This window comes from Pseudomonas sp. P7779, from assembly GCF_013386315.1.
GTDB lineage: Bacteria > Pseudomonadota > Gammaproteobacteria > Pseudomonadales > Pseudomonadaceae > Aquipseudomonas.
Genome location: NZ_JACARZ010000062.1, coordinates 14,306 through 41,166 on the forward strand (window position 1 = coordinate 14,306; position 26,861 = coordinate 41,166).

The window sequence follows — 26,861 nt, forward strand, 5'->3', positions numbered from 1 at the left end:
TTAAATGTCGAATTTACATGCCAACGAAACACTGTTAACCGACGCTCGCCTGAGTGCTCCTCCCGCTGAACGCATGGTCAAGTACCATGATATTCCGGCACTTGAGACCGAGAAACGTCAGTTTCACGAGTTTGTCGAAGTGGACCTGGCGCACACCGTGATGCTGGTTGAACAGCAGATTCTTTCTGTGTCGGTCGGGCAAGCCATCCTCGCGGAGCTGCGGTTGATTCGGGACATGGTTCCCGCCGACTTCCCGTTTGATGTAAAGAAAGGCAGCTTCCTGCTTCAGGTTGAATCGTACCTTTTCTCCCGGATCGGCGAAGACTCGGCCGGGCAGATGCACACCGGCCGCAGCCGGATAGACCAAGGGGCAACGGTACGCCGCCTGTACGACCGCAAGCGCATCCTGGCGGTGCTGGACCGTATCAATGAGTTCCAGGTGGCGTTGATTCAGAAGGCCTCCACGCATTCGGGCACCATCATGCCCGGCTACACCCATATGCAGCATGCCCAGCCCTGGGTGTTCGGCCACTACCTTTTGAGTTTTACGTCGAGGCTGCACGACAGCTTCAGCCGCTTGATGCACGCTTACACCCGGGTCAATCGCAACCCCCTTGGTGCCGTCGGCCTGGCCGGCACGTCCTGGCCGCTGGACCGTGGGCGCACCACGCACCTGTTGGGGTTCGACAGCCTGGTAGAAAACTCCAAGCTGGGCCGCGAAGCATGGTACGCAGCAGAGACGATTGGCGCATTGTCCTTTGTCATGGCCGACCTGAACGACCTGGCAACCGACCTGCATATCTGGTCGAGCGTCGAATTTGGAACGGTGGAAAGCCACGACGGCTATTGCGGCACCAGCAGTATTTTCCCGCAGAAGAAAAACCCCAGCGGCTTGGAAACCATCAAGAAAGCTGCAGGTGGATCGGTGACCTGGCTCAGCACGGCCCTGGCCACTTTCCGGTCCGAAGGTACCGGCGACCAGGCGATGCGCGACCTGCCGTTGATCCATGATGCGCTGGCCACCACCGAAGGCATGCTGGACCTGTTTACCGGCATCATTGAAACCCTGGTGGTGCATGAGGACCGGATGACAGCCCTGCTCTCCGGGAGTTGGTGCACCGCCAGCAACCTCGCCGATGTGATCGTTCGGGACCGGGGCATCTCTTTCCGCCAGGTCCACCACATCGTGGCCCGCCTGGTGCGTAACTGTCTGTACGAGGGCGTGGCTCCTGCCGGGGTGACCGGCGCCGCACTGGATCAAGCCAGCGTGGAAACTGTCGGCTCAACCCTGGGCTACTCGGATGCCCAGGTCCGCGATGCTTTGAACCCGCGCCGTTTTGTCGAGACCCGCACTTCCGCGGGCGGCGTCGGCCCGGACGAGGTCCGGCGATTATTGTCGATCGCCCAGAACGAACTGGAGCAGGACCGTGAGTGGGTTGCGCAGAGCCGGCGCAAGGTCGATCAATCCCGTGCCGACCTTGACGCGGCCATCTCGGCGATCGTCGATTAAAGGAGCGCCCCATGAACGAGAATTTGGTAGCCCGGGTGAAAAACCTGAGTGTCGGCTTCGGCACCAGAGGGCGCGAGACGCCGGTGGTGCGCGATGTGTCCTTCGAGGTGATGCGCGGTCAGACGCTGGCGATCGTGGGTGAGTCCGGCTCCGGCAAATCCGTCACCTCAATGGCGATGATGGGCCTGATCAAGCGCGCCGGCGGACGGGTGCTTTCGGGCTCGATGGAGCTGCAAACCAGGAATAACCAGATTGTCGACCTGGTGGCGGCGCCCGAGTCTGTCATGCGCACACTGCGGGGCTCGTCCATGTCGATGATCTTTCAGGAGCCCATGACTTCGCTGAATCCGGTCTTCAAGATCAGCGCGCAACTCATCGAAGGCATCTTGCTGCATCAGCGGTGCAGCCGTGCGCAAGCCGAAGCCCAGGCATTACGCATGCTGGACCTGGTGCGTATTCCGGATGCGAAGCAGGTCATGAACCGGTTTCCCCATGAGCTTTCCGGCGGCATGCGCCAACGGATCATGATTGCGATGTCGCTGGTCTGCGAGCCCACACTGCTGATCGCCGACGAGCCGACCACAGCGTTGGATGTGACGGTGCAGGCGCAGATCCTGCGGATTATCAAGGAGCTGCAAGATAGCCTGGCCATGGGTGTGATCTTTATCACCCACGATATGGGCGTGGTGGCGGAAGTCGCAGACCATGTGATGGTGATGAAGAAAGGCGAGACCGTTGAGCAAGGTCCGGCAAGGGCAGTGCTGCAGGAGCCCAGGCAGCCCTACACCCGGGCATTGCTGGCGGCTGTTCCAAAAATCGGCTCAATGCGTGGCACTCAACTTCCCGCAAAATTTGCCTTGATCGATGATGACGTCGCAGCGGGTGCAGAACCTGCGCCTGGCGTGGCCCCGGACTACCAGAGTCCGCCGGTGCTCAGAGTCGAGTCGTTGTCCATTCGATACGACCTCAAAGGTGGTCTCCTCGGGAAGGTCCGGCGCCGTGTGCATGCCGTCGAAGGCATCGACTTTGATATCTACTCAGGTGAAACGCTGGCCCTGGTGGGCGAGTCCGGGTGCGGGAAATCCACCAGCGCTCGTGCGATTGCCGGGCTGATGCCGATACAGGGCGGGAATATCGTTTTCGGTGGCAAGAACCTTACGACGTTGAACAAGAGCGATATGAACTCGCTGCGCCGCGATATCCAGATGGTCTTCCAGGATCCCTATGCATCCCTGAACCCGCGTCTCACGATCGAGAACAGCCTGCTGGAGCCGCTGCATGTTCATGGCATTGCACATGGCGCGCAAGCACGAAAGCAGGTGCGAATATTGCTGGAGAAGGTGGGGCTGTCGGCGGAGCATGCACAACGCTATCCGCACGAGTTCTCGGGTGGGCAGCGACAGCGGATCTGCATCGCGCGGGCGCTGACTCTGTCTCCGAAGCTGATCATCGCCGATGAAGCCGTCTCGGCGCTGGACGTGTCCATTCAAGCCCAGGTGATTAATCTCCTGCAGGACCTGCAGCGCGAGATGGGCATTTCATTCCTGTTTATTTCCCATGACCTGGCGGTGGTCGAGCGGGTCAGCCACCGGGTGGGGGTGATGTACCACGGACGCATCGTTGAGATCGGGCCACGCCAGTCAGTGTTCGAGCAGCCTCAGCACCCTTACACCCAAAGGTTGCTGAGCGCGGTGCCCTCGGCGGACCTGAACGTGCCCAGAAAGCCGTTCAGCCTGATGGAGGAGAGCGTGCCCAGCAGGATTTACGAGGTGGGCTACAAGGCTCCGCCGATCAGTTACCGCGAGGTCGCCGCGGGCCACTTCGTTGCAATTTGAGCGCCGGGTATCACAGGTCGACACACCGCCCTGTGCGGGCGGGTTCAACTGCCCTTAACGAGCATGTACTTGCTGAAATTGTTGATGTGATCATCAAGATTATCTTCAAGCATCATCCGGTACTGATCACAGAAATACTTCAGCATCGCCTCACGGGCCTGGGCCATTTCTTCGCCGGATTTAAAGCTGCGTGCGCTGACCCAGGCATTGAAGCGTGTGGTGCCGAACATCATCGAGGCGCTGACTTTGCCCAGGTCGGCGAACGCCCTGAACTGCTCGTTGGACAGCTCGATGTGCGCGTCCGCGCGATCATAGAAGCCGTTGTCGGTGGTGTCTGGCATTGCGGTTACCTTCCTGTTCGTGAGTGCGGCGAAGGTACCGCCGCGCTCCACAGGAAGGCAACCACATCGGCCGCTTCAGGCTTTATTTATTGCGCGTCACCCTCCACACCGTGTTGGCCAGGTCATCGGCAATGATCAGCGCACCCTTCGGATCAACAGTGACCCCCACCGGCCGCCCGCGAGTCTTGCCATCGTCCCCGCGGAAACCCGTGGCGAAGTCCAGCGGCTCACCGGCAGGCCGGCCATTGCTGAACGGCACGAAGATCACCTTGTAGCCCACCGGATTGTCCCGGTTCCAGCTGCCGTGCTCGCCGACGAAGACGCCGTCGGCATATTTCTCGCCCATGGCCGGGATGGAAAAATCGACGCCCAGCGCGGCAACGTGGGAACCCAGGCTGTAATCCGGCTTGATCGCGGCGGCGACCTTGGCCGGGTTCTGCGGTTGGGCGCGGGTGTCGACGTTCTGGCCCCAATAGCTGTAGGGCCAGCCGTAGAACTCGCCTTCGCGCACCGAGGTCAGGTAATCCGGCACCAGGTCCGGCCCCAGTTCATCCCGCTCGTTGACCACCGCCCACACCTGCCCGGAGCCCGGTTGAATGGTCAATGCCGTCGGGTTGCGCAAGCCGGTTGCATAAGGCTTGTGGGCACCGGTGGCGGCGTCGATCTGCCAGACCATCGCCCGGTCGATCTCGACCTCCATGCCGCGTTCGGTGATGTTGCTGTTGGACCCGATGCCCACATACAGCGAGCGGCCGTCGGGGCTGATCGCCAGGGATTTGGTCCAGTGGTGATTGATCGCGGCGGGCAGCTCGGTGACGGTGGTGGGCGGGCCACCGGCCTTGGTCTGGCCGTCTTCGTAGTCGAAGCGCACCAGCGCATCCTGGTTCGCCACGTACAGCTTGCCGTCGGCAAAGGCCAGGCCGTAGGGCGCGTTGAGGTTTTCGGCGAATACGGTTTTCAACTCGTAGGTGCCGTCACCGTCGGCATCGCGCAGCAGGGTCAGGCGATTGCCGCCCTTGACCTTGGTGTTGCCCTCGGCCTTGATCACGCTGGCGATCACATCCTTGGGCTTGAGTTTCGCTGCGCTGCCGCCCCGGCCTTCGGCGACGAGAATGTCGCCGTTGGGCAGCACCAGGGTCTGGCGCGGGATCCGCAGGTCGGTGGCGATGGCCGTGATGCTGAAACCCTCGGGCACCGTAGGTTTCTGCTCGGCCCAGGCCACCGGTTCGGCGATCTTCATGCTGGGCAACAGGCCGCGCTGGGGTTCCGGCAGCTTGGGGTCGGGGCCGCGAGCCTGAGTGCTGTCGGCTTCGCCACCGCAGGCGCTCAACAACATCGCCATGCTTAAAACGGTCAGCGTGCTGGAAGGCTTCATTGGGCATCTCCCGAGCGCAGGTTGGTCAGCCCGACCCACGTGGTCACGCAGGCCAGCAGGGTCACGACGGCAGACAGCACCAGGCCCGAAGGCATCACGGCCCAGGCATCCTTCGCATGTTCAAAGGCATTTACCAGGCCCAGCGCCCAGGTCACCAGCAACAGCAGGAAGTACACCGTGGGGCGCCCGGCCTTGCGGTCGGCACGCAGCAGGTTGACCAGTGCAAACAACCCCGCCAGCCCGCAGAACAGCAGAGCGCCGGCGATCAGCCAGGCGGCGAAGTTGCTCCATTGGATCTGGTAGGTCTGGTAGTAGGCAATGTCGCTCAGCAGGGCGCCGAGAAACAGCGGGACGGTACCGGCCAGCAAGGTCGCATGAAGCGGGCCAGGCGTGCAGCGGTAGGTGAGGGTGGTGGTGTCGGTCACGGGCGGCTCCTTATCGTTGAGCGGCCCTGATGAGGCTCATCAGGGCCGCGCTGACTGCGCTTAAGGAAGGAGCGTGCTGCTTGCGCGTTAGTTCACCCGCTATTCGTTTCCAAATATGTTGCGTCAGTTGATACGTGGATGTTGCTGCACCAGGTTTTCGCGCTTGGCTTCCAGCTCGGCGATTTGCGCGTCGATATCTTCGATCTTCTGCTCGATATTGTCTTCGTGCTCCTGCAGCAGCTCCTTGGCTTCCTCGATATCCGACGCCGCCGGTGCCGCGCCGCGCAGGGGTTTGTTGGCGGTTTCCTTCATGGTCAGGGCGGTGAAAAGCCCCAGTACGGCGAATACCATCAGGTAATAGGCCGGCATGTACAGGTTGTTGGTGGTCTCCACCAGCCAGGCCATGGCGGTTGGCGTGAGGCCAGCAATCAGGATCGAGATGTTGAAGGCGCTGGCCAGCGCGCTGTAGCGGATGTGGGTAGGGAACATCGCCGGCAGGGTGGACGCCATCACGCCGATAAAGAAGTTGAGCACCACCGCAATGATCAGCAGCCCCGAGAAAATCAGCCCGAGCTTGCCGCTGTTGATCAGCATGAACGCCGGAATGGCGAGGAAGAACAGCGCGATGCTGCCGAACAGAATGAAGGGTTTGCGCCCGATCTTGTCGCTGACAAAGCCAATCATCGGCTGCACGAACAACATGCCGACCATGATCGCGATGATGATCAACACGCCGTGGTTTTCGCTGTAGTGCAGGTTGTGCGACAGGTAGCTCGGCATGTAGGTGAGCAGCATGTAGTACGTGACGTTGGTCACCACCACCACGCCGACACAGGTCATCAGGCTGCGCCAGTGCTTGGTGGCGACTTCCTTGAACGAGACTTTCGGGCCGCCCGCCAGGCCTTCGCGGTCACCTTGTTCGAGTTGCTCCACGTGCTGTTGAAAGGCCGGTGTTTCTTCCAGGGCATGACGCAAGTAGAGCCCGATCATGCCCAGCGGCAGGGCGAGGAAGAACGGCAGGCGCCAGCCCCAGGACTGGAAGGCGTCTTCGCCGATTACCGCCGAAATCAGCACCACCACACCCGCGCCGAGCACGAAGCCGGCGATGGAGCCGAAGTCCAGCCAACTGCCGAGGAAGCCGCGCTTGCGGTCCGGGGCGTATTCGGCGACGAAGATCGAGGCACCGGTGTACTCACCGCCCACCGAGAAGCCCTGGGCCATCTTGGCCAGCAGCAACAGGATCGGCGCCCAGATGCCGATCGAGTCATAGGAGGGGATCAGCCCGATGGCGAAGGTGCTCAGGGACATGATCACGATGGTCGCCGCCAGGACCTTTTGCCGGCCGTATTTGTCCCCCAGCCGGCCAAAGAACAGGCCGCCCAGCGGGCGAATCAGGAACGGCACCGAGAAGGTCGCCAGGGCCGCGATCATTTGTACGCTGGGAGACGCTTCGGGGAAGAACACCTTGCCCAGCACATAGGCGACAAAGCCATACACCCCGAAGTCGAACCACTCCATGGCATTGCCCAGCGCAGCGGCGGTGATCGCCTTGCGCATCTTGGCGTCGTCGACGATGGTGATGTCATCCAATCCAATCGGATTGACGGTTTTCTTGCGTGATTTCATGGGAATACTCAGCCGCAGGTCCATTTCGATGCCACTGTTTTGGTGGCATGCGCTTAATGGGTCAGATACATGCGGACACTGAATAATTCACCACTGGCTGGATTTTTTTGTTAACGGCCCGGCAAGGATTAACTGATCCGCTCGCCCCCCAGGGAATCACGCTGCATCGACTGCAGGTTTTTCTCGATGGTTTCGCAAAGGGCTTCCATCTGGATCTGGTGCTCGCTGTCGCGGAACGGGCTTTGCAAATCGGTGCCGATGCGTTCGATGGCCAGCAGCATGAAGCCCACCACCGTGGACGCCAGCGGGGTGAACCAGCCCAGGGATTCCACCAGGCCCACCGGCACGATCAGGCAGAACAGCGAGATGAACAGCCGTGGGAAATACACGTAAGGGTAGGGCAGCGGCGTATTGGCGATGCGCTCCATGCCGCCCTGGCTGTTGGACAAATCCACCAGGGTCGACTCCAGCCGCGCCAGGCGAATGCTGTCCAGGCGCCCGGCCTTGTATTCCTGGGCCAGCAGGGCTGCGGAGCCGTTGATGATGTCGTTGGAAAAGTTATTGGTACTGGTGCTGCGGGCGAACTCGTCGGCCGGCAGGAAGGCGCGGATTTCTTCCGGGCAAGGCTGGCCCCGCAAGTGCGCCGCCAGGCAGTTAACATACGCCACGTGACGGCGCAGCAAGGTCGCCTTTATCGGGTTGACCTCATTGTCCGGGTCATCCAGCAGCGTCAGCACTTGCCGGGCGAAGCTGCGGGAATTGTTGACCATCGCCCCCCACAACGTGCGTGCCTCCCACCAGCGGTTGTAGGCGCTGCTGTTGCGGAAACTGATCAGCACCACCAGCGCCGAGCCGAGCAGGGTGAGCGGCATCAGCGGCAGGTTGATCTTGCTGTTGAGGAACAGCATGAAGTCCACGGTGACGGCGATATCCCAGAGCAGCAGCCAGAACAGCGCCCAGCCTACATAGCCCATGGTCTTGATGATCAGGCGGTATTTTTTGATGATGGCAGCTTTCAAACGGAAACCTCGCGGCGAGCGGTAAGCATCAATGCCCTAGCTCGGACGGTGTTTACCGGGTAAAGGTTCGCCGGCGGGTCGGCTCTTCAGGCCTGGAATGTCAGGACAAAGCGGTTTTCGCCCTGGGGCTTGCCGTCCGGTGCGGGCTGGTCGGGCACGAAACCGCAGCGGGTCAGGACTTTTTGTGAGCCCACATTCTCCGGGTACACGTACGCCACCAATTGCTTGAGTGCCCAGCGCGCCTGTGCCTTGTGGATCAGATGGTTCAGCGCCAGGGTTGCCAGCCCTTGCCCGCACGAGCGCTCACCCACGCGGTAGCCGACTTCGGCAGAGCCCTTTGGCGAGTCGATGCTTTTCAGGTTGGCGCGACCGACGATTTCGCCGTTGGCGTCTTCGATCACGAACGGGTGCCATGTGCCGGTGGCCAGGCCTGATAGATAACCGTCAATATGCTCGGCGACGCCCTGCACCGAGTAAAACGATGGGTCGCGCGCCTCGATATGCGACTCGAACCAGTCACGGTTACGGGCTTCGAAGGCCAGCAATGCTTCAGTGTCCGTACTGCTCAGCTCGCGAACGCGAAATGACGTCATTGCTCGAATCTCCAAGGTTGTTCTGTCCATTTAGTCATGTTTTCGTCATAAAGGCGTGTGAAATTTGCCTGCCAAAAATATGAAATCATGGAGTTTTTCCGATGAGGGTAGTCACCTCCGGCTCGGCGTATCTGGACATCGATGCATACGCCTGCTGCATTGCGTATGCCGAGTTGTTGAATCGTCAGGGAATCGAGGCGCGTGCCGTCAGCAGTGCTCCACTGAATGCCAGCATCTCCAGGACCGTGCTCGGCTGGCGATCGTCACTGGATGACTACCGACCCGGGCCCGGCGATGAGTTTGTGATGGTGGATATCTCGGACTTCCACCACTTCGACCCGGTGGTCGTGCTCGATCAGGTGGTGGAGGTGATTGACCATCACCCGGGGTTTGAAACCTATTGGGCGCAGAGGCTGGGAAGTGCCGCAGACATCCGTTTGATCGGTGCAGCAGCGACGCAGGTTTTCCTGCGTTGGGAAGCGGCCGGTTTGTTGCCGCTGATCAGTGAGCACAGTGCCGCGCTGCTGGCCACGGCAATCCTGGACAATACCCTGAATTTTACCGGGCAGTTGACATCCGCGGAGGATGTTCGGGCTTATGAAACCCTCGCGCTGCTGGCGAAACTCGCGGCAGACTGGCCTGAGCGGTATTTCTCCGAGTGCCAGGCCACTATCGAGTCAGACCTTGCAGGCGCGTTGGCGGGTGACCTGAAGTGGCTGAAAGCCGACAGCAACCTGCCGCAGGTTTTTGCGCAGATGACGGTGTGGGATGCCGGTGCGCTGATCCGAAAGCATCGCTCGACCATCGCTGATTGGCTGGCGGCGCAGGGGGAGGACTGGCTGGTGAATCTCATCAGTATCCGCGAGTGCAGAAGTTATTTCCTGGCTGAGCCCAAGGTCAGCCAGGAAAAACTGAGCCAGTTGCTTTCCATCGACTGGCAGGCTGGGATGGCGGTGCTGGATCGTTCGCTGTTGCGCAAGGAACTGGTGAGGCTGGCGGCCACTGATTGACGGCGCTCACCAAAGTGACGTTCCTCTTTGATGAACCCGCAATACAATGGCCAGGGTATTACCGAAAAGGAACGGCAGTTGAACGAACACACATTGTCCATGCGCCTTGAGCGCGTGGCGACGCACGTCCCCGCCGGGGCGCGCCTGGCGGATATCGGCTCCGACCACGGCTACCTGCCGGTGGCATTGATGCGCCGCGGCGCCATCGTGGCGGCGGTGGCGGGCGAGGTGGCCCTGACGCCGTTTCGCGCAGCCGAGCGCACGGTGCGCGAGAACGAGCTGGAGCAACACATCACCGTACGCCTGGCCAGTGGCCTGGCGGCGATCGAGCCGGGAGACGGGATCACCGCGATCAGCATCTGCGGCATGGGCGGCGAGACCATCCGCGACATCCTCGACAGCGACAAGGCGCGCCTCAACGGCCGGGAGCGCCTGGTGCTGCAGCCCAACGGCGGCGAGCAACCGTTGCGCCAATGGTTGATGGAGAACGGCTACCGCATCGTGTGCGAAGAGCTGCTGCGGGAGAACCGATTCTTCTACGAAATCATCGTTGCCGAGCACGCCGGGCCTGTGACCTACACCGCCGAAGAACTGTACTTCGGCCCGCTGCAAATGCAGACCCGCAGCCCGGAATTCCTGCTCAAGTGGCAGCGCATCCTGCGCCACAAACAGCAGACCCTGAGCGACTTCGCCCAGGCGCGGCAAGCGGTGCCCGAGGACAAGGTGCAAGAGGTCGCCCAGCAGGCGCGGTGGATCGCAGAACTGCTGGCGTGAGGGTCAGCCTGCGAGGGTGTTCAGCTCTGCGAGTACCTCGTCCGAAAGATCCAGCTCGCCCACCGCGATGTTTTCCCGTAGATGGGTGACCGAGGACGTTCCCGGGATCAGCAGGATATTCGGGGAACGGCGCAGCAGCCATGCCAGGGCCAGTTGCATCGGGGTGACGCCGAGGCGCTGTGCGACGTTCGACAACACCGCTGACTGCACTGGCGAGAACCCGCCCAGCGGGAAGAATGGCACATAGGCAATGCCGTCCCGGGCCAATTCGTCGAGCATCGCGTTATCGTGTTGGTGGGCGATGTTGTACAGGTTCTGGACGCACACGAAGCGCACGATTTTTCGCGCCTCGGCGACCTGCGTCGGGGTAACGTTGCTGATGCCGATATGGCGTATCAGGCCCTGTTGTTGCAGCTCGGCAATGGCACTCAGGGGTTCTTCGATCGAGCCTTCGGCAGTGCCCATCACGCCGTGCATGGCCCGCACATTCACCACGTCCAGCACATCCAGGCCCAGGTTGCGCAGGTTGTCGTGCACGGCCTGGGTCAGCTCGGCCTTCGACGAAGCGTTGAACCAGGCGCCATCGTCGCCACGGCGGGCGCCTACCTTGGTGACGATCGTAAGATCGTCTTTATACGGGTGCAGTGCCTCACGAATAATCTGATTGGTGACATGCGGCCCGTAGAAGTCGCTGGTGTCGATATGGTTCACGCCGCAAGCGACGGCCTCGCGCAGTACGGCCAGCGCTGCATCACGGTCCTTGGGCGGGCCAAACACGCCTGGGCCGGCCAGTTGCATGGCGCCGTAGCCGATGCGGTTGACGGTGCGATCGCCGAGATTGAATGTGCTGGTGGTCATGGTCGGAGCTCTTGCTTGACGGGAGGAAGCCTATAATATGAAGGATCCTTCAGGTTTAGAATTCGCATTCCATGAGCCCTCTCAAAGCGTCGTTAAAGCCAAGAAAATCAGCGGTCCAGGCCCGGTCGGCGGCGACGGTGGAAGCGCTGCACACGGCAACCCTTCAGGTTTTGACCGCTCAGGGCCTGGTCCGCTGCACCACGACCCGCGTGGCCGAGCGGGCGGGCATGTCGGTGGGCAGTCTCTATCAGTACTATCCGAACCGCGATGCACTGCTTGCTGCGGTATTGGAGAAGCATCTGGTGCAGGTGGCCGAGACCGTCGAGCAGGCGTGCGATCAACACCAGGGCACCACGGTGGCGGAAATGGCATCGGGGTTTGTCACGGCTTTTCTCGCCGTGAAGCTGATGGACCCGACGGCGTCCAAAGCCCTGTATGCCATCGCAGGTGAGCGGGGCGGTGCGGAGCTTGTGGCGCGGATCAACAAGCGGGTGGTGGCCGCGATTGCAGCGATGTTGGCGACGGCGTCGGATGCCCGTTTTGAAGACCCATCCCTTACCGCCGCCATCTCGCTCAGCGCGGTGGTGGGACCGGTTCGGGCGTTGCTTGAAGGCAATGCATCTGCGGCCTTTGAAGCCGGCCTGGAACAGCAGGTGACCCGCATGCTGCGAGCTTATCTTCAAACCTATCAGTCACTTACGTAAACCGTGTTCAGGGTATTTTGCAGCGCTGCTTCGCACTAAAGTCACATCCATGGGTCCATAAGCCCCGCAATCGAACTTTGAAGATTTAACCCATGCACCTACGCAAAATTGCAGTTGGGCTGTCGGCCCTTGTTTTGCTCTCCACCGGGGCGCAAGCCCGTGGCCTGCTGGACCTCATCACACCACCTCAATCCCATACCTCCCGCTCGGGCTCCATCAGCCAGGGCGCGGCCCTGGATCTGTATTCAAGCCAACAGAAAAAGCCATCGTTCGACAGTTGCGCCGACCTGTTCCCGGCCGCACAACCGATCAACACGGCCACCGTGCCGGCCACCATGAAACCCCTGGCGCTGTGTTCCGATAATTTCGCGGTGCTGTACTCGCAAACCAGCAAGACCCCGCTGGTGGTGGTCGAACGCCTGAATGCCGGCCAGTTGAAGGATGCCAAAGGCGAAGAACGCACCAACCAGTTCTACCCCGACCCGCGTATTCCCAAAGGCGCGCGCGCCGAGTTGAGCGACTACCGTGGCCAACACCCGGCCGTGGACCGTGGCCATCAATCCCCGGCGGCGGATGCGCCGAGCACCAACGCCATGGCCCAGTCCTTTGCGCTGTCGAACATGGTCCCGCAAGACCCGACCAACAACCGCAAGATCTGGAGCAAGGTCGAGGCGGACGTGCGCAAGTTTGCCAAGCGCGCCGACGGCAATGTGTTCGTGTTCACCGGGCCGTTGTTTGACCCGGGCTACAGCACCATTGGCGACAACAAGGTCTGGGTGCCGACCCGCCTGTTCAAGCTGGTTTACGACGTGTCGTCCAAGCGCGCCTGGGCGTATGTACTGCCCAACGCTGAAACCCGTATCGAGAAGCCGATGGACTACGCGACGTTTGTGAAGACTACCGGGCTCAAGTTGCTCGGGAATTTGCCGGTGACGGGGTCAGTCGGGCGTACTTGACGGCCTGAAACCGGGTGCGTCACTTGCCCTTTTTCAACGTCTTCAAGCGCAACGTTGCGCGCTGCACAGCGGCCATCTTCTCTGGCCGCTTCATCTTTTTCCATTTGCGAATATCGTCCTTGGTGCGTCCACAACTCACGCACAGCTCACCACTGAGCTGGCAGGTTGAGACGCACGGGTTCTCGATATCTTTAGCCAAGGCTTTACCCCTTTACCGCATACAGTTTGAGCAGGCGCAGGCGCCAATTGCCGCCATGCTGCAGGTGGCATTCTTCCTCGGAGTCGAAGCGCACGTAGCGGTGCGAAGAAGGGCGATCCACCCCGGCATCCTCCAGCGCGGTGGCCGTCAGCTCGCGCATGCGCAGGTCCAGTCCGGTAGAAAGGGCCAGTTCCCGGTTCGCCCTGGTATAGAATACCCAGATGACCAGCAGGCTTTGGGCAAAGGCCTGGTAGTCGACTTCGTGGGTCAGCCAGTCGAAGCCGGTAATTTCGGCTTTCGCGATCTCACAGGCTTCGGTCAGGGTCGCGACCAGGCGACGTTCGATGCGTGCGCTGTCGCGTTTGCTTGAAGACATGGGGAGTCCTTGAGGAGCGAGGAGGGTGATGATACGCGAGAGATCCACTGTAGGAGCTGTCGAGCTTTAGCGAGGCTGCGATGGCGGACTGGCAGGCGACATCTTTATTGCCTGACAGGGCCCCTTCGCAGCCTCGCTGAAGCTCGACAGCTCCTACGCAGGATTTTGTCGGATCGAGATGATCGTTCCTACGCTCTGCGTGGGAATGCCGCCTCGGACGCTCTGCGTCCAGCTGACGATGCAAGGTTCAAGTCCTGCGCAATGGTGACGCGGAGCGTCACAGGATGTATTCCCACGCAGAGCGTGGGAACGATCAACTGTGCAAGCCTGCGAAGATCAACTGTGGGAGCTGTGTTGCCCATCAGATATTTTTAGGCCGATCCAGCTTGCGCGTCATGGTGTACACCGCCACGCCGGCAGCCAGGATGCCCGAGGCCGCGCCGACCGCCAACGCCCAGCGCGGGCCAAGATGGTCGGCCACCCAGCCCACAATCGGTGCGCCAATCGGTGTGCCGCCCAGGGCCACGCCCACCCGCAGGGCGATTACCCGGCCGCGCATGGAAGGTTCGGTGGTGAGTTGCATCAGGCTGTTGGTGGTGTTGCTGAAGGTCAGGGCGCCCACGCCGATGATCACCAGCGCCCCGGCGAACAACCAATAGTTCGGGGCAATCGCCGCCAGCGTGCAGCCCACCCCGAACACCAGCGCGCCGATCAACAACGCCTTGAAGTGTGGCCGCTCGCGACCGGCTGCGAGCAGCGCCCCGGCAACGGTGCCGATGGCCAGGGTCGACGTCAGCAGGCCATAGCCGCGGGCATCGGCGTGGAACACGGTGACGGCCATGGTCGAGATGAAGATCGGAAAATTCATGCCGAAGGTGCCGATCAAGAACAGCATGATCAGGATCGCCATCAGGTCCGGCCGCGCCCACACATAGCGCAGGCCTTCAGTCAGGCTGCCCTTGGTGCGCAGCGCCCGCAGGCTGGTGTGCAGGCCGGAAACCCGCAGCAGAAACAGCGAGGCCAGCACCGCGAAAAAACTCGCGCCATTGAGCAGGAACGCCCAGCCGGTGCCCACCGATGCGATGGTCACGCCGGCCACCGCCGGGCCAATCATGCGCGCCATGTTGAACGAGGTGGAATTGAGCGCGATGGCATTGGACAGGTCCGCTTCGCCCACCAGCTCCGCCACGAATATCTGCCGCACCGGTGCATCGAAGGCCGAGGCGCAGCCGGACAAAAACGCGAACACATACACGTGCCACAGCTGCACGATGCCGGTCAGGGTAAACACCCCCAGCATCAGCGCCAGCACGCCCATCACGCCCTGGGTGACCATCAGCAGCTTGCGCTTGTCGTAGTGATCGGCGGCGAAGCCGGTCCAGGGCAGCAACAGCAATTGCGGCCCGAACTGCAACGCCATGACGATGCCGACGGCCGACGCGTTATGCGGCGTGAGCTGGGTCAGCACCAGCCAGTCCTGGGCCGTGCGTTGCATCCAGGTGCCGATATTCGACACCAGGGCGCCGGCGGCCCAAATGCGGTAGTTGACGCTGCGCAGCGAGCGGAAAACGCCCATCGAACTCACACCGGCCCTGAGGAATGACCACCGTTGAAGCGCCCGAAATGCTGCGCCAGGAAAACACTCAGGGCCAAGGCCCCGAGCCCGAGGGCGAGCACATCAGCGGTGTTTTTGAGGTCGAAGTCCCCGACCCGGCAGACCAGCACGTAGCCGATCACCAGGTTGAGAAAACCCCAGAGCACATTCAGCGTCGAGGAAGACCGTCCCTGGCCGCGCGGCTTGGCAAACGGCGTCTGGAAGGACTGGCCCATCAAGCCACTGAGGCAATGGGGCAGCGCGTTGGCGAGCAATACGCCGCCGAAGAAATAAGACACCAGCTCATGCCATTGCATCGTCACGCACCCCTTGTTTCAAGCAAGCCGATGATGTCTTGCGCCGTGCCGGTTTCCCCCAGCTTCGGGAATATCTGGTTCAGGCTGTAGTGATGGGCCTCGGCGTTCGCGTCGGTCATGGCATCGACGGCCAGGGTCACGTTGAAGCCGGCCTCGTAGGCCTGGCGCGCGGTGGACTCCACGCCGGTTCCGGTAGCAACGCCGGTGATCACTACTTGAGTCACGCCGAGTGCTTTGAGTTGCGCCTCAAGATCAGTGCTGGCGAAGGCACCCCAGGTGCGTTTGGTCACCCCAATGTCGCCGGGTTGCTGATCGAGTTCGGGCAGCAGGTCGGCCCATCCCGGTGGAAATACATCGCTGCGCCGTGGCCGCTCGGTGCGCCCGGGGGCGAAGCCTGTGACGTTGACCAGCACCACCGGCATGCCGCGCTCGCGGAACGCGTCGAGCAGTGCACGGGAGCGTTCCACCACGCCGCCGATGGGGTGGATGAACGGGTATTCGGCGATGCCTTTCTGCAAGTCCACGATGATCAGCGCGGTGTTGGGATCCAGCAAGGTGACGGCCATGGGAGGTCCTCGAACGGATAGAAGTGGCTCAAAAGTCGGCGAGGCGCTCCAGCAGCTTTACCGCTGCCGCGAGTTCAGCTTGTTCTTCGGCAGACAGTTGCTCCTGCAGCGCCCGCAGCAGCCAATCGTCCTTGGCCGCCCGGCTGGCGATCAGGTGCTTACGAAAGCCGGGAGTCAGCTCGATCAGGGTTTGGCGCCCATCGCTGGGGTCGGGTTTGCCCCTGATCGCTTTCATCGTTTCCAGCCCGGCCACGGTGATGCGCATGGACTGCGGCCGCACGCTCTCCGCCCGGGCCAGGGCCGAGACGGTGCTGGGCCCGTCTCGGTCCAGGCGCAGCAGCACCGACTTCTGGGCGGAAGTGAAATCGTTCGGATGGGTTTGTTCCCGCAGCCGGCGTATCAGCTTGCCCAGGGAGATGCGCAGCTCGGCAGCCAGGGCGGCGGATTGGGTTTCGGAGGTGATGGAAGGTTTGTTCATGCCCGGACGTTAGCATGCGTGCAGAAAAACTGTACAGTTTAGCTGTATGAAATTTTTGTCATAAAAGCCCGCGTCGACGGTCCTTTTGCCGGGGCGTTACCTGGTGTCGCGGCTGGGCGTGCTGTCGTTCATGGACCGGGATGGTGCAAGACCGAATGCTATGTGGGTGACCGATTGTTGGGCGTGGATGATGAACGGGTTCTGCAACTGTTCACGGACTTGATGAGCCGCGCATTGACCTGATCGACATGCATGCGCGGCTTTTTCCCGGCCTATCAAGTGTGTTGATAGCGGTACTCCTGAGTCACCCCTTCATAGCCGTAGGCACTGGCCCGGCAGTCGATGATGTGCACATTGGAGTGCGGGTGCAGGTTGCCGATCAACTCCGCCAACAGCGTGTAGGCCTCACGATGAAAACGCGCCTTTTGCGCCTTGGTGTTGGTCTCATCGGTCACGGTGACTTCCAGGCGGAATGCGTTGCGCCCATGTTCGGCCAGCGAGCGGTTATGAATGAACCACTGGTCATGCGGTACAAAATCGAGAATCAGCAAGGTCTGCTCCGGGCGTTTCTCGAGCACTTCACAGGTCAGTGCAGTGAGCTGCGGGACGAGCTGGCGGACCAGTTCGGGATTGCGTTCTCCGGATATTTTCAGGGTGATGCCTGGCATGGCGAATTCCTCGTAAGGGTAGGGTGAGGTGCCAGATTAAGAAAATTATTCGGATCTGAAAAACGGGAAGATATAATGATATCTATCGGAAAAAACGCAGGTTAGACATGCGCCCCTTTGACCTTGAGCAACTGCGCTCCTTCGTCACCATCCTGGAATCCGGCAGCCTTTCGGCGGCCGCGCCCAAGCTGTGCCGTTCCCAGTCCGCGCTCAGTGAGCAACTTCGCAAGCTGGAAACCTTCACCGGCGTGACGCTGCTGGAGCGGGGCAAAAAAGGCGTGAGCCCCACACCTGCCGGAGAGCGCCTGCTGGCACATGCGCGTGAATTGCTCGCGCTGAGTGACTGCGTGCTTGAGGACATGCGCGGCGTGACCTTGAGCGGCGAACTGCGCCTGGCCATCACCGACTATTTTTTGCCGAGCGCCATCGCGGGCATGTTGAAGGGTTTGCGCACGCGATATCCGCAGCTTCGGTTGCATGTTTCGGTGCGCAAGAGCCTGCAAATCGAAAAGGGCGCCAACAGCGGCGAATTCGACATTGGCCTGTCGATGCGCATCCTCGATGGTCGCAGCCTTCCCGAAGGCATTCCCGTACGACGAGAGGCCCTGCGGTGGGTGGCACTCAGTGGGTTCGACGCACAGCACCAACTCGCGGCGCCGCTGCCGTTGGTGGTACTTCCCCAGGATTGCAGCTTGCAGCGGTTCACCATCGACCTGCTGGATGCGCGCGGGGTGCCGTATGTCATTGCGCATTCCGCGTCCGGGGTGGCGGGCCTGCAATCGGCACTGCTGGCGGGGCTGGGCGTGGCGTGCCTGAACAGCTCGGCCGTGCCTGCCGGGGCCGAGGCATGCCGGACGATTCAAACGCTTCCGGCGTTGCCCGATGTCGAGTTCAGCCTGTTACCGCCGCGTCCGGGCGAGGCTTCGCTGGTCAGTGCAGTGCGAGAAATGTTGATCACGCACTTTTCCTAGCGGCTCAAGATCGCCGGCTGGCCCCCGGCGGCTGCCCGGTGACGCGCTTGAATGCCCGGCTGAACGCGGCCTGGGAGTTATAGCCAAGGCGTTGCGCCACGGTTTCAATGGGCAGCCGCTCCAGCGTCAGCCACTGGCTGGCCAGGCGCATCCGCAGTTCGGTGGCGTAGCGCAACGGTGGCGTGCCGATCGTGGTTTGAAAGTGTTGGGCGAACACCGAGCGCGAGGTATGACACTGCGCCGCCAGCTCTTCCACCGTCCAGTCGCGCCCAGGCTGTTGATGCAACGCCAGCAGGGCCTTGGCCAGGCGCGGGTCGCGTAGCGCGGCCACCAGGCCGGACGCATTCCCGCAGGCACATTCGACCCAGCCCCGAACAACCATGGCCGCCACCACGTCCGCCAGGCGCGCCAGAATGCCGGCGAAGCCGATGCGGGCGCTGCTGACTTCACGCTCCATGGCCGCCAGGATCGGCATCAGCCCCGGATAACGTTGGCCCTTGGCGTCGATCAGCATCAGGTCCGGCATCAGGCGGCCAAGGCCGTGCAAACTCCCCAGTTCAAACTCCATGCAGCCGCTGAAGAGCAGGGTGCTTTGAGCCACGCCTGCATCGGCGCGGGCATCCACGGCACACACCGCATCGCCGAGGGCTGCGGCGTTGAAGCTGTCGATGTCCTGCACCGGCACCTCCGGGCTGGAGAGCAACTGATGGGCGCCCCCGTGGGAGATGAACACGGCGTTGCCCGGCGTCAGTTCGTACTGCGTGCCGTCCTCGGTACGCAGGGTGACGCCGCCGGCGGCGACAAGGTGGAAGTACGCATGCCCGGGTTTGGCCGCAAAGCCCAGGCCAAACGCCGGCCCGGCCTGGATACGGCGGTACTCGACGCCCCGCAGGCGCATGCCGCGCAACAGCTCGTTGATGAGGTCAGAGGACACGTCGAACGGTTCTGGAGGCATCATTTTCGGGGTTTCGGTAAAGGATTCAAGATTTTGCATCATAGATCATCCTGCCCTGCGTACCTAGACTGGCGGTCGCGATAACTTTTGGAGGGTGACCAGTGATGAGCAGTTGTGTGTGTGACGCCGTAACCGGTGCAGATGCAGCGCCCGCGACACCGGCCTGGATGGCGGTGTTTTCGTTGGCGATGGGCGTGTTCGGATTACTCACGGCGGAGTACCTGCCGGCCAGTTTGTTGACGCCGATGGCGGCCGAACTCGGCGTCTCGGAAGCCTTGGCAGGGCAGGCGGTGACCGTCACGGCGGTGGTGGCGTTGTTCGCCGGGTTGCTGGTACCGGGCCTGACCCGCGGGATCGACCGGCGCGTGGTGCTGTTGTGCTTCAGCGCACTGATGATCTGCTCCAACCTGCTGGTGGCGGTCTCGTCGAGCCTCACGGTGTTGCTGCTGATGCGCGTCCTGCTGGGCATCGCCCTGGGTGGCTTCTGGAGCATGGCGGCGGCGGTGGCGATGCGGCTTGTACCGGCGGCCCTGCTGCCGCGTGCCTTGTCGATCATCTTCAGCGGCATCGCGGTGGGCACTGTCGTGGCGGTGCCGCTGGGCAGCTTTTTGGGTGGGCTGTACGGCTGGCGCAGCGCGTTTCTCGCCGCCGCCGCAGTGGGCGGCGTGACCCTGGTGTTCCAGCTGTTCACCCTGCCGCCGCTCGCACCCTGCAGGACCGCCCGCTTGAGGACGGTGCTGGAAGTGCTGCTGCGCCCGGGCATTGCCGTGGGCATGTTGGGGTGCGTGCTGGTGCACACCGGGCACTTTGCGCTGTTCACCTATATCCGGCCATTCCTGGAAAGCACCACTGGCGTGGGTGCCGAGGGGCTGGCGTTGATGTTGCTGGGGTTTGGCGTTGCGAACTTTGCCGGCACGCTGCTGGCTGGTTGGCTGCTGGTGCGTCTGCCGCGTGGAACATTGGTGCTGATGCCCGCGCTGGTGGGCGTTGCGGCGCTCGCTCTGGCGCTGTTGCCGGCAACCGTGACCGGGCAGGTGTGGTTGTTGATGCTCTGGGGCCTGGCGTTTGGCGGGGTGCCGGTGGCCTGGTCGAACTGGGTGGCGCGGGCAGTGCCTGACCAGGCCGAAAGCGCCGGGGGCATGGTGGTGGCTTCAGTGCAGTCGGCGATTGCAGCCGGGGCGGCGGCAGGCGGCGCGATGTTCAGTTTCAATGGTATCGGCGGGGTCTTTGTCGCGGCAGGTATCTTGATGCTGTTGGCGGCACTGTTGATTGCGCTGAAGGTGAAGGTTGAAGCGCCTCCACAAGGTGCAGAGGCGGGGCCGGCGTTTCATCTCTGAAACCGTGTTAGAGGCAGGGGGCGAAAATAAACGCATGCGCTTCGCCCCCTTTCAGTTCGCTTGATCAATCCTGCTGGTTTTGGGCTCAGGTCCGACTCCGAGCAATCGTAGGTGAACGACCGCCTGCTGATCATTGACCTGCAGCGATCCTCGTATCTCTCTTTACTTCAGTAGCTGCGCAAAATAACCTCTGCCTCGCAGGCACCGTCCTGCTCCTTCAGGTTTGGCAAGGCGCTTCACACTCACCAGCACCGCCTGGCAGGTGTCATGGTGCTTGCACGTTGGGGTTCTGCGATGAGCGCAGTCGTTGATCATGGCGTCCGTTTCGGACGAATTGCAGTAACGCTTCCCGTAAAGGACATGGGCAGGGCCCATGATTTTTACACCAGGGTCCTGGGGTTTACGAAAGCCTTCGAAAATGGAAACCCGATCGGCTTCATGATTCTGCAGCGCGACCAGGGCGAGCTGCATTTGACCTTGCAACCCAACCATCCAGCTGCCGCGTTCACGATTGCCCACCTGATGGTGGACGATGTCGACAGGCTGCACGCCGCTTGCGTGCAGCATGGGGCGAGGATCATCAAGCGCCTCAAGGATCAGGATTACGGGTTGCGGGCGTTTGTGTTCGAAGACCCGGACGGGAATCGTATTGATGTAGGTCAGCCGCTCTAACCGAGCAATCAGGGAAGATAATGTTGACGACTACCGATGTTGTTCACACGCTGCGTGCACCGTCAGAGCTTGATTACTACGACACCCGTTCAGCCCCGCTGCCTACTGAAATCACCGCGCTGGATGCCTGGAACATCATGACCGGCGAACCGGGGCCGTTGATGCAGGTGGCTTTCCGAATCAGGGATGCCATTTCCTCGTTGTTTGGTGTGAAGCGCATCGGTGGGTTCTCCGGCACCTTGCGAGAGGCTGTGCAGGTCGGCGACCGGCTGGACTTCTTCCTGGTGGAACGCAGCGCGCCCGACATGCTGGTGCTGACCGAGCGTGACCGGCACCTGGATGTGATGATCTGCCTTTCAATCGCTGACCGTGTACTCACGATCACCTCGTCGGTTGTCACCCATAACACCTATGGGCGCCTCTACATGCTGCCAGTGGGGCCAGCGCACAAACTCATTGTGAATGCTCACCTACGACGACTTGAACGAACGCTTCAAGAGACAGCCGCAACGCCCGGCGGGTAGGCACGTTCACCGCCCGCCGGGAGGTGGATCAATTGCCTTTTTCAGCCGCCAAGAAGTACGCAACCAACGCATTGGCGTGACCATGGCCCATGCCGTGTTCAGTCTTGAGCAAGGCCACAAGCTCCATATGCTTCCTGGAACTGGCGGCCTTGAGCAGATCCAGCCAGTGGCTAATGGGTTGCCCATAGTTTTTTTCGATGGAGGGGAAGTACGACGCTGGCCCTTTTGTTTTTGTGTCGTCGGTCATGATGCAAACTCCCTTTTTGCTGAGGTGATAATGCCCGAATAACGTTACCGCTCTGGACTCACCGGGTCCACCGTACGGCCCGTCCCTACACGCCCCCGTTGGCCTCGCCAATCAGAATATCCTCGAAGAACGCCCCGACCGGTTGTGTGGGATGGCAGATCTGTATCTCCAGCACCCAGACCATCTCGCTCGGTACGATCTCGACTTCAGCCAGCTTGTCCTGCCCGAACAGGGCATGGGGGAAGTCGGCGATGCGGTGTCCGGCCAGGTTGCGCTCAAGGCGCCAGCCCTTGGAGAGGGCGCTACCCTCAGCGAAGTCGTACAGCTCGCGCCCGGTCAGCCCGCGGTGCCAGGCATCGCGGGTCTCGTCGAACACTTCATGCAGGGCCTTCGTGCAAGCGTCATGCAATGGGTGCTCGCCGAATACGAAGGTGTCGCCATAGTCGCCTTCATAGCCATCCCACACCGGGCCAAGGTCGACCACGGCGATATCGGTGGGCCGCAGCTTGCGCAGCAGGTCGATGCCTTGGCGGGGTGTGCGGACGGTGTCTTCGCCAAAGCGAATATAGGTGGGATGCCAGGTGTGAGACGCGCCCATGGCCTGCAATGTCTCACTGGCCATTGCGAGGGCTTGCGCCGTGGTCATGCCGACTTTCAATTGATCGGCGATGGCGGCCAGGGCCCTGACCGTTTGCTCGCGGGCGGCGAGCATGCCGTCCAGCGAGTAGCGCGGGCCGACTTTTTCCAGCACCGGGTGTCGCGTGTTGAGCGACTCCGCTGGCGTCAATGCACCGCTGGGGACGAAGGCTTCGGCGACAAAACGATGCGCCTGCGCACCTGCCGCCAGGCAGGCTTCGCGGGCCTGGTTGATCATCGTGCTATTGCCGCAGGCGTAGATTTGGCTATCGGCCCAGTCATGGGGCTGTGTCAACGCGACCTGCTGTACGCGGGCGTCTGCCGACAAAACCCGATGCCAGAGAAAGCGTGGATGGGCCTGGCTGGCCCGTTCGAGAAACTCGACGTCGTAGAAGTCCGCCGGTGCCGAGTTACCCCAATACAGGGTGACCTCGGCCTGGCGGGCCAGGGCCGTCAGCAACAAGGGCTTGATACCGGCATAACCGGTCCCGGTAGCGAACAGCACAACAGGGCGTTCATCGTCGTGTTGCCAGGTGCAGGCGCCCACAGGGCCTTCGAGGTTCACGGCATCGCCCACTTGCAGGCTCGGCAGGATGCGTTCGGAAAACAGGCCACCGCTGACCTGGCGAATATGAAACACCAACCGGCCTTGGTCCTGCGCGGGCAGATTGGCCACGGAGAAACAGCGGCTGTCGCCATCGTCGAGGCGAAACCTGAGGTACTGGCCGGCCCGGACTTCGAGTGGCTGGGCAGTCAGCAACACCAGCTCGACGATGTCGGCGCTCAACGCGCGTTTGCTGATCACCTGTGCGCTGGCTTCCAGCGCGGGCGTGTCCAGTGACCAGCCGGGGATTTCCAGGCGCATGTCGCTGCAGGCATGGCTCTGGCACAGCAACATCTCGTCAGCCGCGAGCGGATAAGAAGGGGCAGGGGTGTCGGGTGCGCGCAGCTTTTCCCGGTGCTGGCCCGACACCACCTTGACCTTGCACGATCCGCAGGCGCCGCGCCGGCAGGAAAAGGGTACGGCGAGACCGCTGGCCAGCATGGCGTCGAGCAGCAATTGATCGGCAGCTTCGAAGGATTTGCCCGAGGGCAACAATTCAACGACATGGCGGTTTTGCATAAACACCTCGGGGCAATTGAGGCTCGATTGTTGCGGTAGACTAGGACCAGGAGAACCTCCAGTTTTGGATAATTCATATGGTCCAGCTTCGCAAATGGCGCCCCTTGCTCAAACTCGATGGGGAGCAGCCGCAGGCATCCTACAGAAAGATCGTCGAGGGCCTGGTGAGCGCGATTGTCGAGGGCCGCCTGCGCCCCGGAGCGCTGTTGCCCGGCACGCGGGAGATGGCGCAACTGCTGGACGTCAACCGCAAGACGGTGATCCTTGCCTACGAGGAGGCGGTGACCAAGGGCTGGCTGGTCAGCCTTCAACGTCGCGGCACCTTCGTCAGTTCGCAGCTGGCGACAGGCGCGGTGCCGGCCACCCGCGCCCCGAAGTCGTTCGCCCCGGCATTGCGGGAGGTGCCTGCGGCGGCCTATTTCACCCCGGGCGAACAGGTGACAGCCCTGCAACACCGGCCCGGCGCGCTGTTTTTCGACAATGGTGCCTGTGACCATCGCTTGCTGCCGCAAGCCGTGCTGCACCGCTATTACCGCAATGCCTTGCGCAACAGCTTTACCACCAACACCGTGCGCCATGGCAGCGAAGGCAGCGGCCAGTACCTGCGCAATGCCCTGGCCGAAATGTTGCGCCACAATCGCGGCTTGACGGTCGGCGCGCCGCAGATTTGCCTGACCCAAGGCGTGCAGATGTCGCTGTACCTGACCGCCAGCGCGCTGCTCAAACCCGGTGATGTGGTGGTGGTCGAACGCCTGAGTTACCCACCGGCCTGGGAGATTTTCCGCCAGTTGGGTGCGCAACTGGTCACCGTGGACCTCGACGACGAAGGTTGCCGGGTCGACCAACTCGCCGAGCTGTGCCGCCTGCATGACGTACGGATGATGTACGTCACCCCCCATCACCAGTTTCCTACCACCGTCAGCCTGCGTGCCGGACGTCGCCAGCAGCTCCTGGAACTGGCCCGGCTGCATGACTTCTGCATCATCGAGGAAGACTACGACCACGAGTATCACTTTGCCGGACGGCCCTATTTGCCTCTGGCCAGTGACAGCGCGCAGCGTCATGTGATCTACATCGGCTCGCTGTCCAAGTCCCTGGGCAGCACCTTCCGTTGCAGCTACATCGTTGCACCGTCGAACCTCATCGAAGTGCTCGAACGTACGGCGGCGGTGAGCCTGGGCCAGGGCGATGCCGTGATGCAGCGGATGCTCGCGGACCTGATCAACGATGGCGAATTGAAGAAGCACCTGCGGCGGGTTTCCAGGGAATACCGTCGGCGTCGGGAGACCCTGCTCAGTTGTTTGCTGGAAGCTTTTGGCGAGCAGATCTCTGTGCAGGAACCCGAAGGCGGGCTGGCGTTATGGGTAAGGTTCGCCGACTCAATCGACGTCGACCGACTGGCTGAAAAAGCGCTGGAGCTGGACCTGGTGGTGCGCAGCGGTCGCCTGTTTTCACCGTTTGATCATCCTGAAAATGCCTTGCGCCTGGGCTTCGCCTCGCTCAATTCGGAGGAAATCCGCGTCGCCACGCAGCGCTTGGCTCAGGCGGCGCGGGCGATTGGGGAAGTGGCTAAATAGTTACGCCGGCTGACGCCCACACTGTTCAGTCCGGAAGTGGAGATCTAACAAGCAAAGAAAAACCAATGTGGGAGCGGGCTTGCTCGCGAATGCGGTGGGCCAGTCAGCACATTTTTCACTGACAGACCGCATTCGCGAGCAAGCCCGTTCCCACAGTTGATCTTTGTTGGATTGGGCATTGCGTTCACACCAGCCGAACCTAGCGCGACAACACCGGCGCTGCGCCTTTTTCCTCCGCGCCCACCTCATGCAGCGAGATCCGCGACGTCTCCGGCAACGCCAACCCGCCCGCCAACGCCAGCACCGCCACCGCAATCAGATAAAACGCCGGCGACAGGTTGCTGCCGGTGGTACTGATCAACCACGTCGCCACCAACGGCGCCGTACCGCCAAAGATCGTGTACGCCATGTTGTAGGTAATCGCCGAAGCCGTATACCGCGTGCGTGTCGGAAAGGTCTCCGACAACAACGCCGCCGTCACCACCCCACACAACACCGCGCCTACCGCCAGCAACATCACCCCTACCACCGATGCCGCGAACGACCCGGAACTGGCCATCAGGAACGACGGGTACACCACCACAATCAACAACACACACGCCGTCATCACCGTGACCCGACGCCCCACCCGATCCGAATACAACCCCGCCAGCGGGCAGATCGCCGCCGCGAAAATCAGCGCAATCAGCGACACCAGCAACGCCACCGCCCGACTCAAGCCACCCGCCACCTGCAGATACGTCGCGAAGTAGGTGGTGAACATATAGAACGACAACGCCGTGAGCGACACAAAAGCGCCCAGGCAACAGATCGCCGCACCATGGTTGCGCAACGTTTCCTTGAGGGGAGAGTGCGCTACCGCGTGCTCCTGCTTCACCGCCTGGAAGGCCGGCGTCTCATCCAGCTTCCAGCGCAGGTAAAGCCCCACCAGCCCCAGCGGTGCCGCGATCAGGAACGGCAAGCGCCAGCCCCAGCTGCCCATCGCCTCGGCGGACAGCGAAGCCTCCAGGGCGTACGCCACCACGGCCGCCGCAGCGAACGCAGAAAACGTCGACACCGGCACAAAACTGCCATACCAGGCGCGCTTGTCACTGGGCGCGTGCTCCATCAAATAGGCACAGGCCCCGGCGTATTCGCCCCCGGCGGAAAAACCCTGGGCGCAGCGAATCAACGACAACAGAATCGGTGCCGCTACACCGATGGCGGCATAGGTGGGCAGCAGGCCGATCAGCGTGGTGGCGCCCGCCATCAGCAAAATCGTCATGGCCAGCGTGCGTTTGCGCCCGATCCGGTCGCCGAGCATGCCAAAGAAAATCCCGCCCAGGGGCCGGAAGGCGAAGGCCACCGCGAACACCGCAAAGGTCTTCAGCAACGCCGCGCTGGCGTCACCGCTGGGGAAGAATTGCTGGGCGATGGTGGTGGCGAGAAAACCGTAGACGGCGAAGTCGAACCACTCCACGAAGTTACCGATGCCGGCGGCGATGATCACTCTGCGCAGGGTTTGGGGGCTGACCTGGTCGGTGGATGGGCTCGTCATGGGGGAAGGCCTCGGCGGTGGTAAGGGGATACTTGATTATCGGGGGCGGGGATTGGGC

At 61.9% G+C, this 26,861-nt stretch carries 29 protein-coding genes; 11 read left to right on the top strand and 18 right to left on the bottom strand.

The window, feature by feature from the left end:
* The first annotated feature begins 4 nt into the window (after window positions 1-4).
* Window positions 5-1,510 carry an argininosuccinate lyase gene (argH, locus tag HX869_RS18345; RefSeq protein WP_023659030.1) on the top strand — a complete coding sequence of 502 codons (1,506 nt, stop codon included), beginning with the start codon at window positions 5-7 and terminating at the stop codon, window positions 1,508-1,510.
* An 11-nt stretch (window positions 1,511-1,521) separates the two neighbouring features.
* Entirely contained in the window at window positions 1,522-3,345 is a 1,824-nt protein-coding gene (locus tag HX869_RS18350; RefSeq protein WP_008433281.1) for an ABC transporter ATP-binding protein, read from the top strand.
* 44 nt (window positions 3,346-3,389) lie between these two features.
* Here the strand turns inward: HX869_RS18350 and HX869_RS18355 are convergent, their stop codons facing one another.
* The 6 genes from HX869_RS18355 to HX869_RS18380 all read right to left on the bottom strand — a co-directional run bounded on the left by HX869_RS18355 (window position 3,390) and on the right by HX869_RS18380 (window position 8,724).
* On the bottom strand, window positions 3,390-3,686 hold the full coding sequence (locus tag HX869_RS18355) for a DUF3144 domain-containing protein (protein WP_003207921.1): 297 nt from the start codon (window positions 3,684-3,686) through the stop codon (window positions 3,390-3,392).
* Window positions 3,687-3,768: 82 nt separating this feature from the next.
* Window positions 3,769-5,061, bottom strand: coding sequence for a sorbosone dehydrogenase family protein (locus HX869_RS18360; protein WP_102605055.1), 1,293 nt, complete (start codon window positions 5,059-5,061; stop codon window positions 3,769-3,771).
* Window positions 5,058-5,486, bottom strand: coding sequence for a DUF2231 domain-containing protein (locus HX869_RS18365; protein WP_178903453.1), 429 nt, complete (start codon window positions 5,484-5,486; stop codon window positions 5,058-5,060). Before HX869_RS18365 ends, HX869_RS18360 begins: the two co-directional genes overlap by 4 nt.
* A 123-nt stretch (window positions 5,487-5,609) precedes the next feature.
* Window positions 5,610-7,112: a glycine betaine/L-proline transporter ProP gene (gene proP / locus HX869_RS18370; RefSeq protein WP_003207926.1), complete on the bottom strand. Its 1,503-nt coding sequence runs from the start codon at window positions 7,110-7,112 to the stop codon at window positions 5,610-5,612.
* A gap of 128 nt (window positions 7,113-7,240) precedes the next feature.
* Complete coding sequence (locus HX869_RS18375; protein WP_087692921.1) at window positions 7,241-8,131, bottom strand: bestrophin family protein; 891 nt, start codon at window positions 8,129-8,131, stop codon at window positions 7,241-7,243.
* A gap of 86 nt (window positions 8,132-8,217) precedes the next feature.
* A complete protein-coding gene (locus tag HX869_RS18380; RefSeq protein WP_178903454.1) occupies window positions 8,218-8,724 on the bottom strand; it encodes a GNAT family N-acetyltransferase in 507 nt (168 codons plus the stop codon).
* A 101-nt stretch (window positions 8,725-8,825) separates the two neighbouring features.
* On the opposite strand from HX869_RS18380, the gene HX869_RS18385 reads away from it, so the two are divergent.
* Window positions 8,826-9,734, top strand: a complete 909-nt coding sequence (locus HX869_RS18385; protein WP_178903455.1) for a bifunctional oligoribonuclease/PAP phosphatase NrnA — start codon at window positions 8,826-8,828, stop codon at window positions 9,732-9,734.
* Window positions 9,735-9,812: 78 nt separating this feature from the next.
* Window positions 9,813-10,508, top strand: coding sequence for a tRNA (adenine(22)-N(1))-methyltransferase TrmK (locus tag HX869_RS18390; protein ID WP_178903462.1), 696 nt, complete (start codon window positions 9,813-9,815; stop codon window positions 10,506-10,508).
* Window positions 10,509-10,511: 3 nt separating this feature from the next.
* On the opposite strand, the gene HX869_RS18395 is transcribed toward HX869_RS18390, so the two are convergent.
* Window positions 10,512-11,366 (bottom strand): aldo/keto reductase family oxidoreductase, encoded by an 855-nt coding sequence (locus HX869_RS18395; RefSeq protein WP_008433296.1) that lies wholly within the window; start codon window positions 11,364-11,366, stop codon window positions 10,512-10,514.
* 71 nt (window positions 11,367-11,437) lie between these two features.
* On the opposite strand from HX869_RS18395, the gene HX869_RS18400 reads away from it, so the two are divergent.
* Both HX869_RS18400 and HX869_RS18405 read left to right on the top strand, forming a co-directional pair.
* Window positions 11,438-12,070 (top strand): TetR/AcrR family transcriptional regulator, encoded by a 633-nt coding sequence (locus HX869_RS18400; RefSeq protein ID WP_023659027.1) that lies wholly within the window; start codon window positions 11,438-11,440, stop codon window positions 12,068-12,070.
* 92 nt (window positions 12,071-12,162) lie between these two features.
* Window positions 12,163-13,026, top strand: coding sequence for a DNA/RNA non-specific endonuclease (locus HX869_RS18405; RefSeq protein ID WP_008433300.1), 864 nt, complete (start codon window positions 12,163-12,165; stop codon window positions 13,024-13,026).
* Between the two features lie 19 nt (window positions 13,027-13,045).
* Here the strand turns inward: HX869_RS18405 and HX869_RS18410 are convergent, their stop codons facing one another.
* The 7 genes from HX869_RS18410 to HX869_RS18440 form a co-directional block, all read right to left on the bottom strand.
* Window positions 13,046-13,225, bottom strand: a complete 180-nt coding sequence (locus tag HX869_RS18410; protein ID WP_003207939.1) for a DUF1289 domain-containing protein — start codon at window positions 13,223-13,225, stop codon at window positions 13,046-13,048.
* A gap of 4 nt (window positions 13,226-13,229) precedes the next feature.
* The gene (locus HX869_RS18415) at window positions 13,230-13,601 is read right to left on the bottom strand and encodes a hypothetical protein (protein ID WP_178903456.1); all 372 of its coding nucleotides are present in this window, start codon (window positions 13,599-13,601) and stop codon (window positions 13,230-13,232) included.
* Window positions 13,602-13,962: 361 nt separating this feature from the next.
* On the bottom strand, window positions 13,963-15,177 hold the full coding sequence (locus HX869_RS18420; protein WP_178903457.1) for an MFS transporter: 1,215 nt from the start codon (window positions 15,175-15,177) through the stop codon (window positions 13,963-13,965).
* Between the two features lie 5 nt (window positions 15,178-15,182).
* Complete coding sequence (locus HX869_RS18425; protein ID WP_008438861.1) at window positions 15,183-15,512, bottom strand: hypothetical protein; 330 nt, start codon at window positions 15,510-15,512, stop codon at window positions 15,183-15,185.
* A gap of 2 nt (window positions 15,513-15,514) precedes the next feature.
* A complete protein-coding gene (locus HX869_RS18430; RefSeq protein ID WP_178903458.1) occupies window positions 15,515-16,078 on the bottom strand; it encodes an isochorismatase family protein in 564 nt (187 codons plus the stop codon).
* Between the two features lie 28 nt (window positions 16,079-16,106).
* Entirely contained in the window at window positions 16,107-16,556 is a 450-nt protein-coding gene (locus tag HX869_RS18435; RefSeq protein WP_003214523.1) for a MarR family winged helix-turn-helix transcriptional regulator, read from the bottom strand.
* Between the two features lie 275 nt (window positions 16,557-16,831).
* Window positions 16,832-17,224 carry a tautomerase family protein gene (locus tag HX869_RS18440; protein WP_003214522.1) on the bottom strand — a complete coding sequence of 131 codons (393 nt, stop codon included), beginning with the start codon at window positions 17,222-17,224 and terminating at the stop codon, window positions 16,832-16,834.
* Window positions 17,225-17,331: 107 nt separating this feature from the next.
* Between HX869_RS18440 and HX869_RS18445 the strand changes: the two genes are divergently transcribed.
* Window positions 17,332-18,195, top strand: a complete 864-nt coding sequence (locus tag HX869_RS18445; protein WP_003214521.1) for a LysR family transcriptional regulator — start codon at window positions 17,332-17,334, stop codon at window positions 18,193-18,195.
* 4 nt (window positions 18,196-18,199) lie between these two features.
* On the opposite strand, the gene HX869_RS18450 is transcribed toward HX869_RS18445, so the two are convergent.
* Window positions 18,200-19,189 carry an AraC family transcriptional regulator gene (locus HX869_RS18450; RefSeq protein ID WP_008438855.1) on the bottom strand — a complete coding sequence of 330 codons (990 nt, stop codon included), beginning with the start codon at window positions 19,187-19,189 and terminating at the stop codon, window positions 18,200-18,202.
* Window positions 19,190-19,254: 65 nt separating this feature from the next.
* Between HX869_RS18450 and HX869_RS18455 the strand changes: the two genes are divergently transcribed.
* The 3 genes from HX869_RS18455 (at window position 19,255) to HX869_RS18465 (ending at window position 21,683) form a co-directional block, all read left to right on the top strand.
* Window positions 19,255-20,487: an MFS transporter gene (locus HX869_RS18455; RefSeq protein WP_178903459.1), complete on the top strand. Its 1,233-nt coding sequence runs from the start codon at window positions 19,255-19,257 to the stop codon at window positions 20,485-20,487.
* Window positions 20,488-20,781: 294 nt separating this feature from the next.
* Window positions 20,782-21,159, top strand: coding sequence for a glyoxalase/bleomycin resistance/extradiol dioxygenase family protein (locus tag HX869_RS18460; RefSeq protein ID WP_008438853.1), 378 nt, complete (start codon window positions 20,782-20,784; stop codon window positions 21,157-21,159).
* 20 nt (window positions 21,160-21,179) lie between these two features.
* Window positions 21,180-21,683 (top strand): DUF2867 domain-containing protein, encoded by a 504-nt coding sequence (locus HX869_RS18465; protein ID WP_102368493.1) that lies wholly within the window; start codon window positions 21,180-21,182, stop codon window positions 21,681-21,683.
* 28 nt (window positions 21,684-21,711) lie between these two features.
* On the opposite strand, the gene HX869_RS18470 is transcribed toward HX869_RS18465, so the two are convergent.
* Together HX869_RS18470 and HX869_RS18475 are read right to left on the bottom strand one after the other, a co-directional pair.
* Complete coding sequence (locus HX869_RS18470) at window positions 21,712-21,930, bottom strand: DUF4287 domain-containing protein (RefSeq protein WP_003214516.1); 219 nt, start codon at window positions 21,928-21,930, stop codon at window positions 21,712-21,714.
* 85 nt (window positions 21,931-22,015) lie between these two features.
* Window positions 22,016-23,689: a M24 family metallopeptidase gene (locus tag HX869_RS18475; RefSeq protein WP_178903460.1), complete on the bottom strand. Its 1,674-nt coding sequence runs from the start codon at window positions 23,687-23,689 to the stop codon at window positions 22,016-22,018.
* Window positions 23,690-23,766: 77 nt separating this feature from the next.
* Between HX869_RS18475 and HX869_RS18480 the strand changes: the two genes are divergently transcribed.
* Window positions 23,767-25,266: a PLP-dependent aminotransferase family protein gene (locus HX869_RS18480; RefSeq protein ID WP_178903461.1), complete on the top strand. Its 1,500-nt coding sequence runs from the start codon at window positions 23,767-23,769 to the stop codon at window positions 25,264-25,266.
* Window positions 25,267-25,465: 199 nt separating this feature from the next.
* Here HX869_RS18480 and HX869_RS18485 read toward each other — a convergent pair whose 3' ends face one another.
* Window positions 25,466-26,803: an MFS transporter gene (locus HX869_RS18485; RefSeq protein ID WP_102368499.1), complete on the bottom strand. Its 1,338-nt coding sequence runs from the start codon at window positions 26,801-26,803 to the stop codon at window positions 25,466-25,468.
* Window positions 26,804-26,861: the final 58 nt, after the last annotated feature.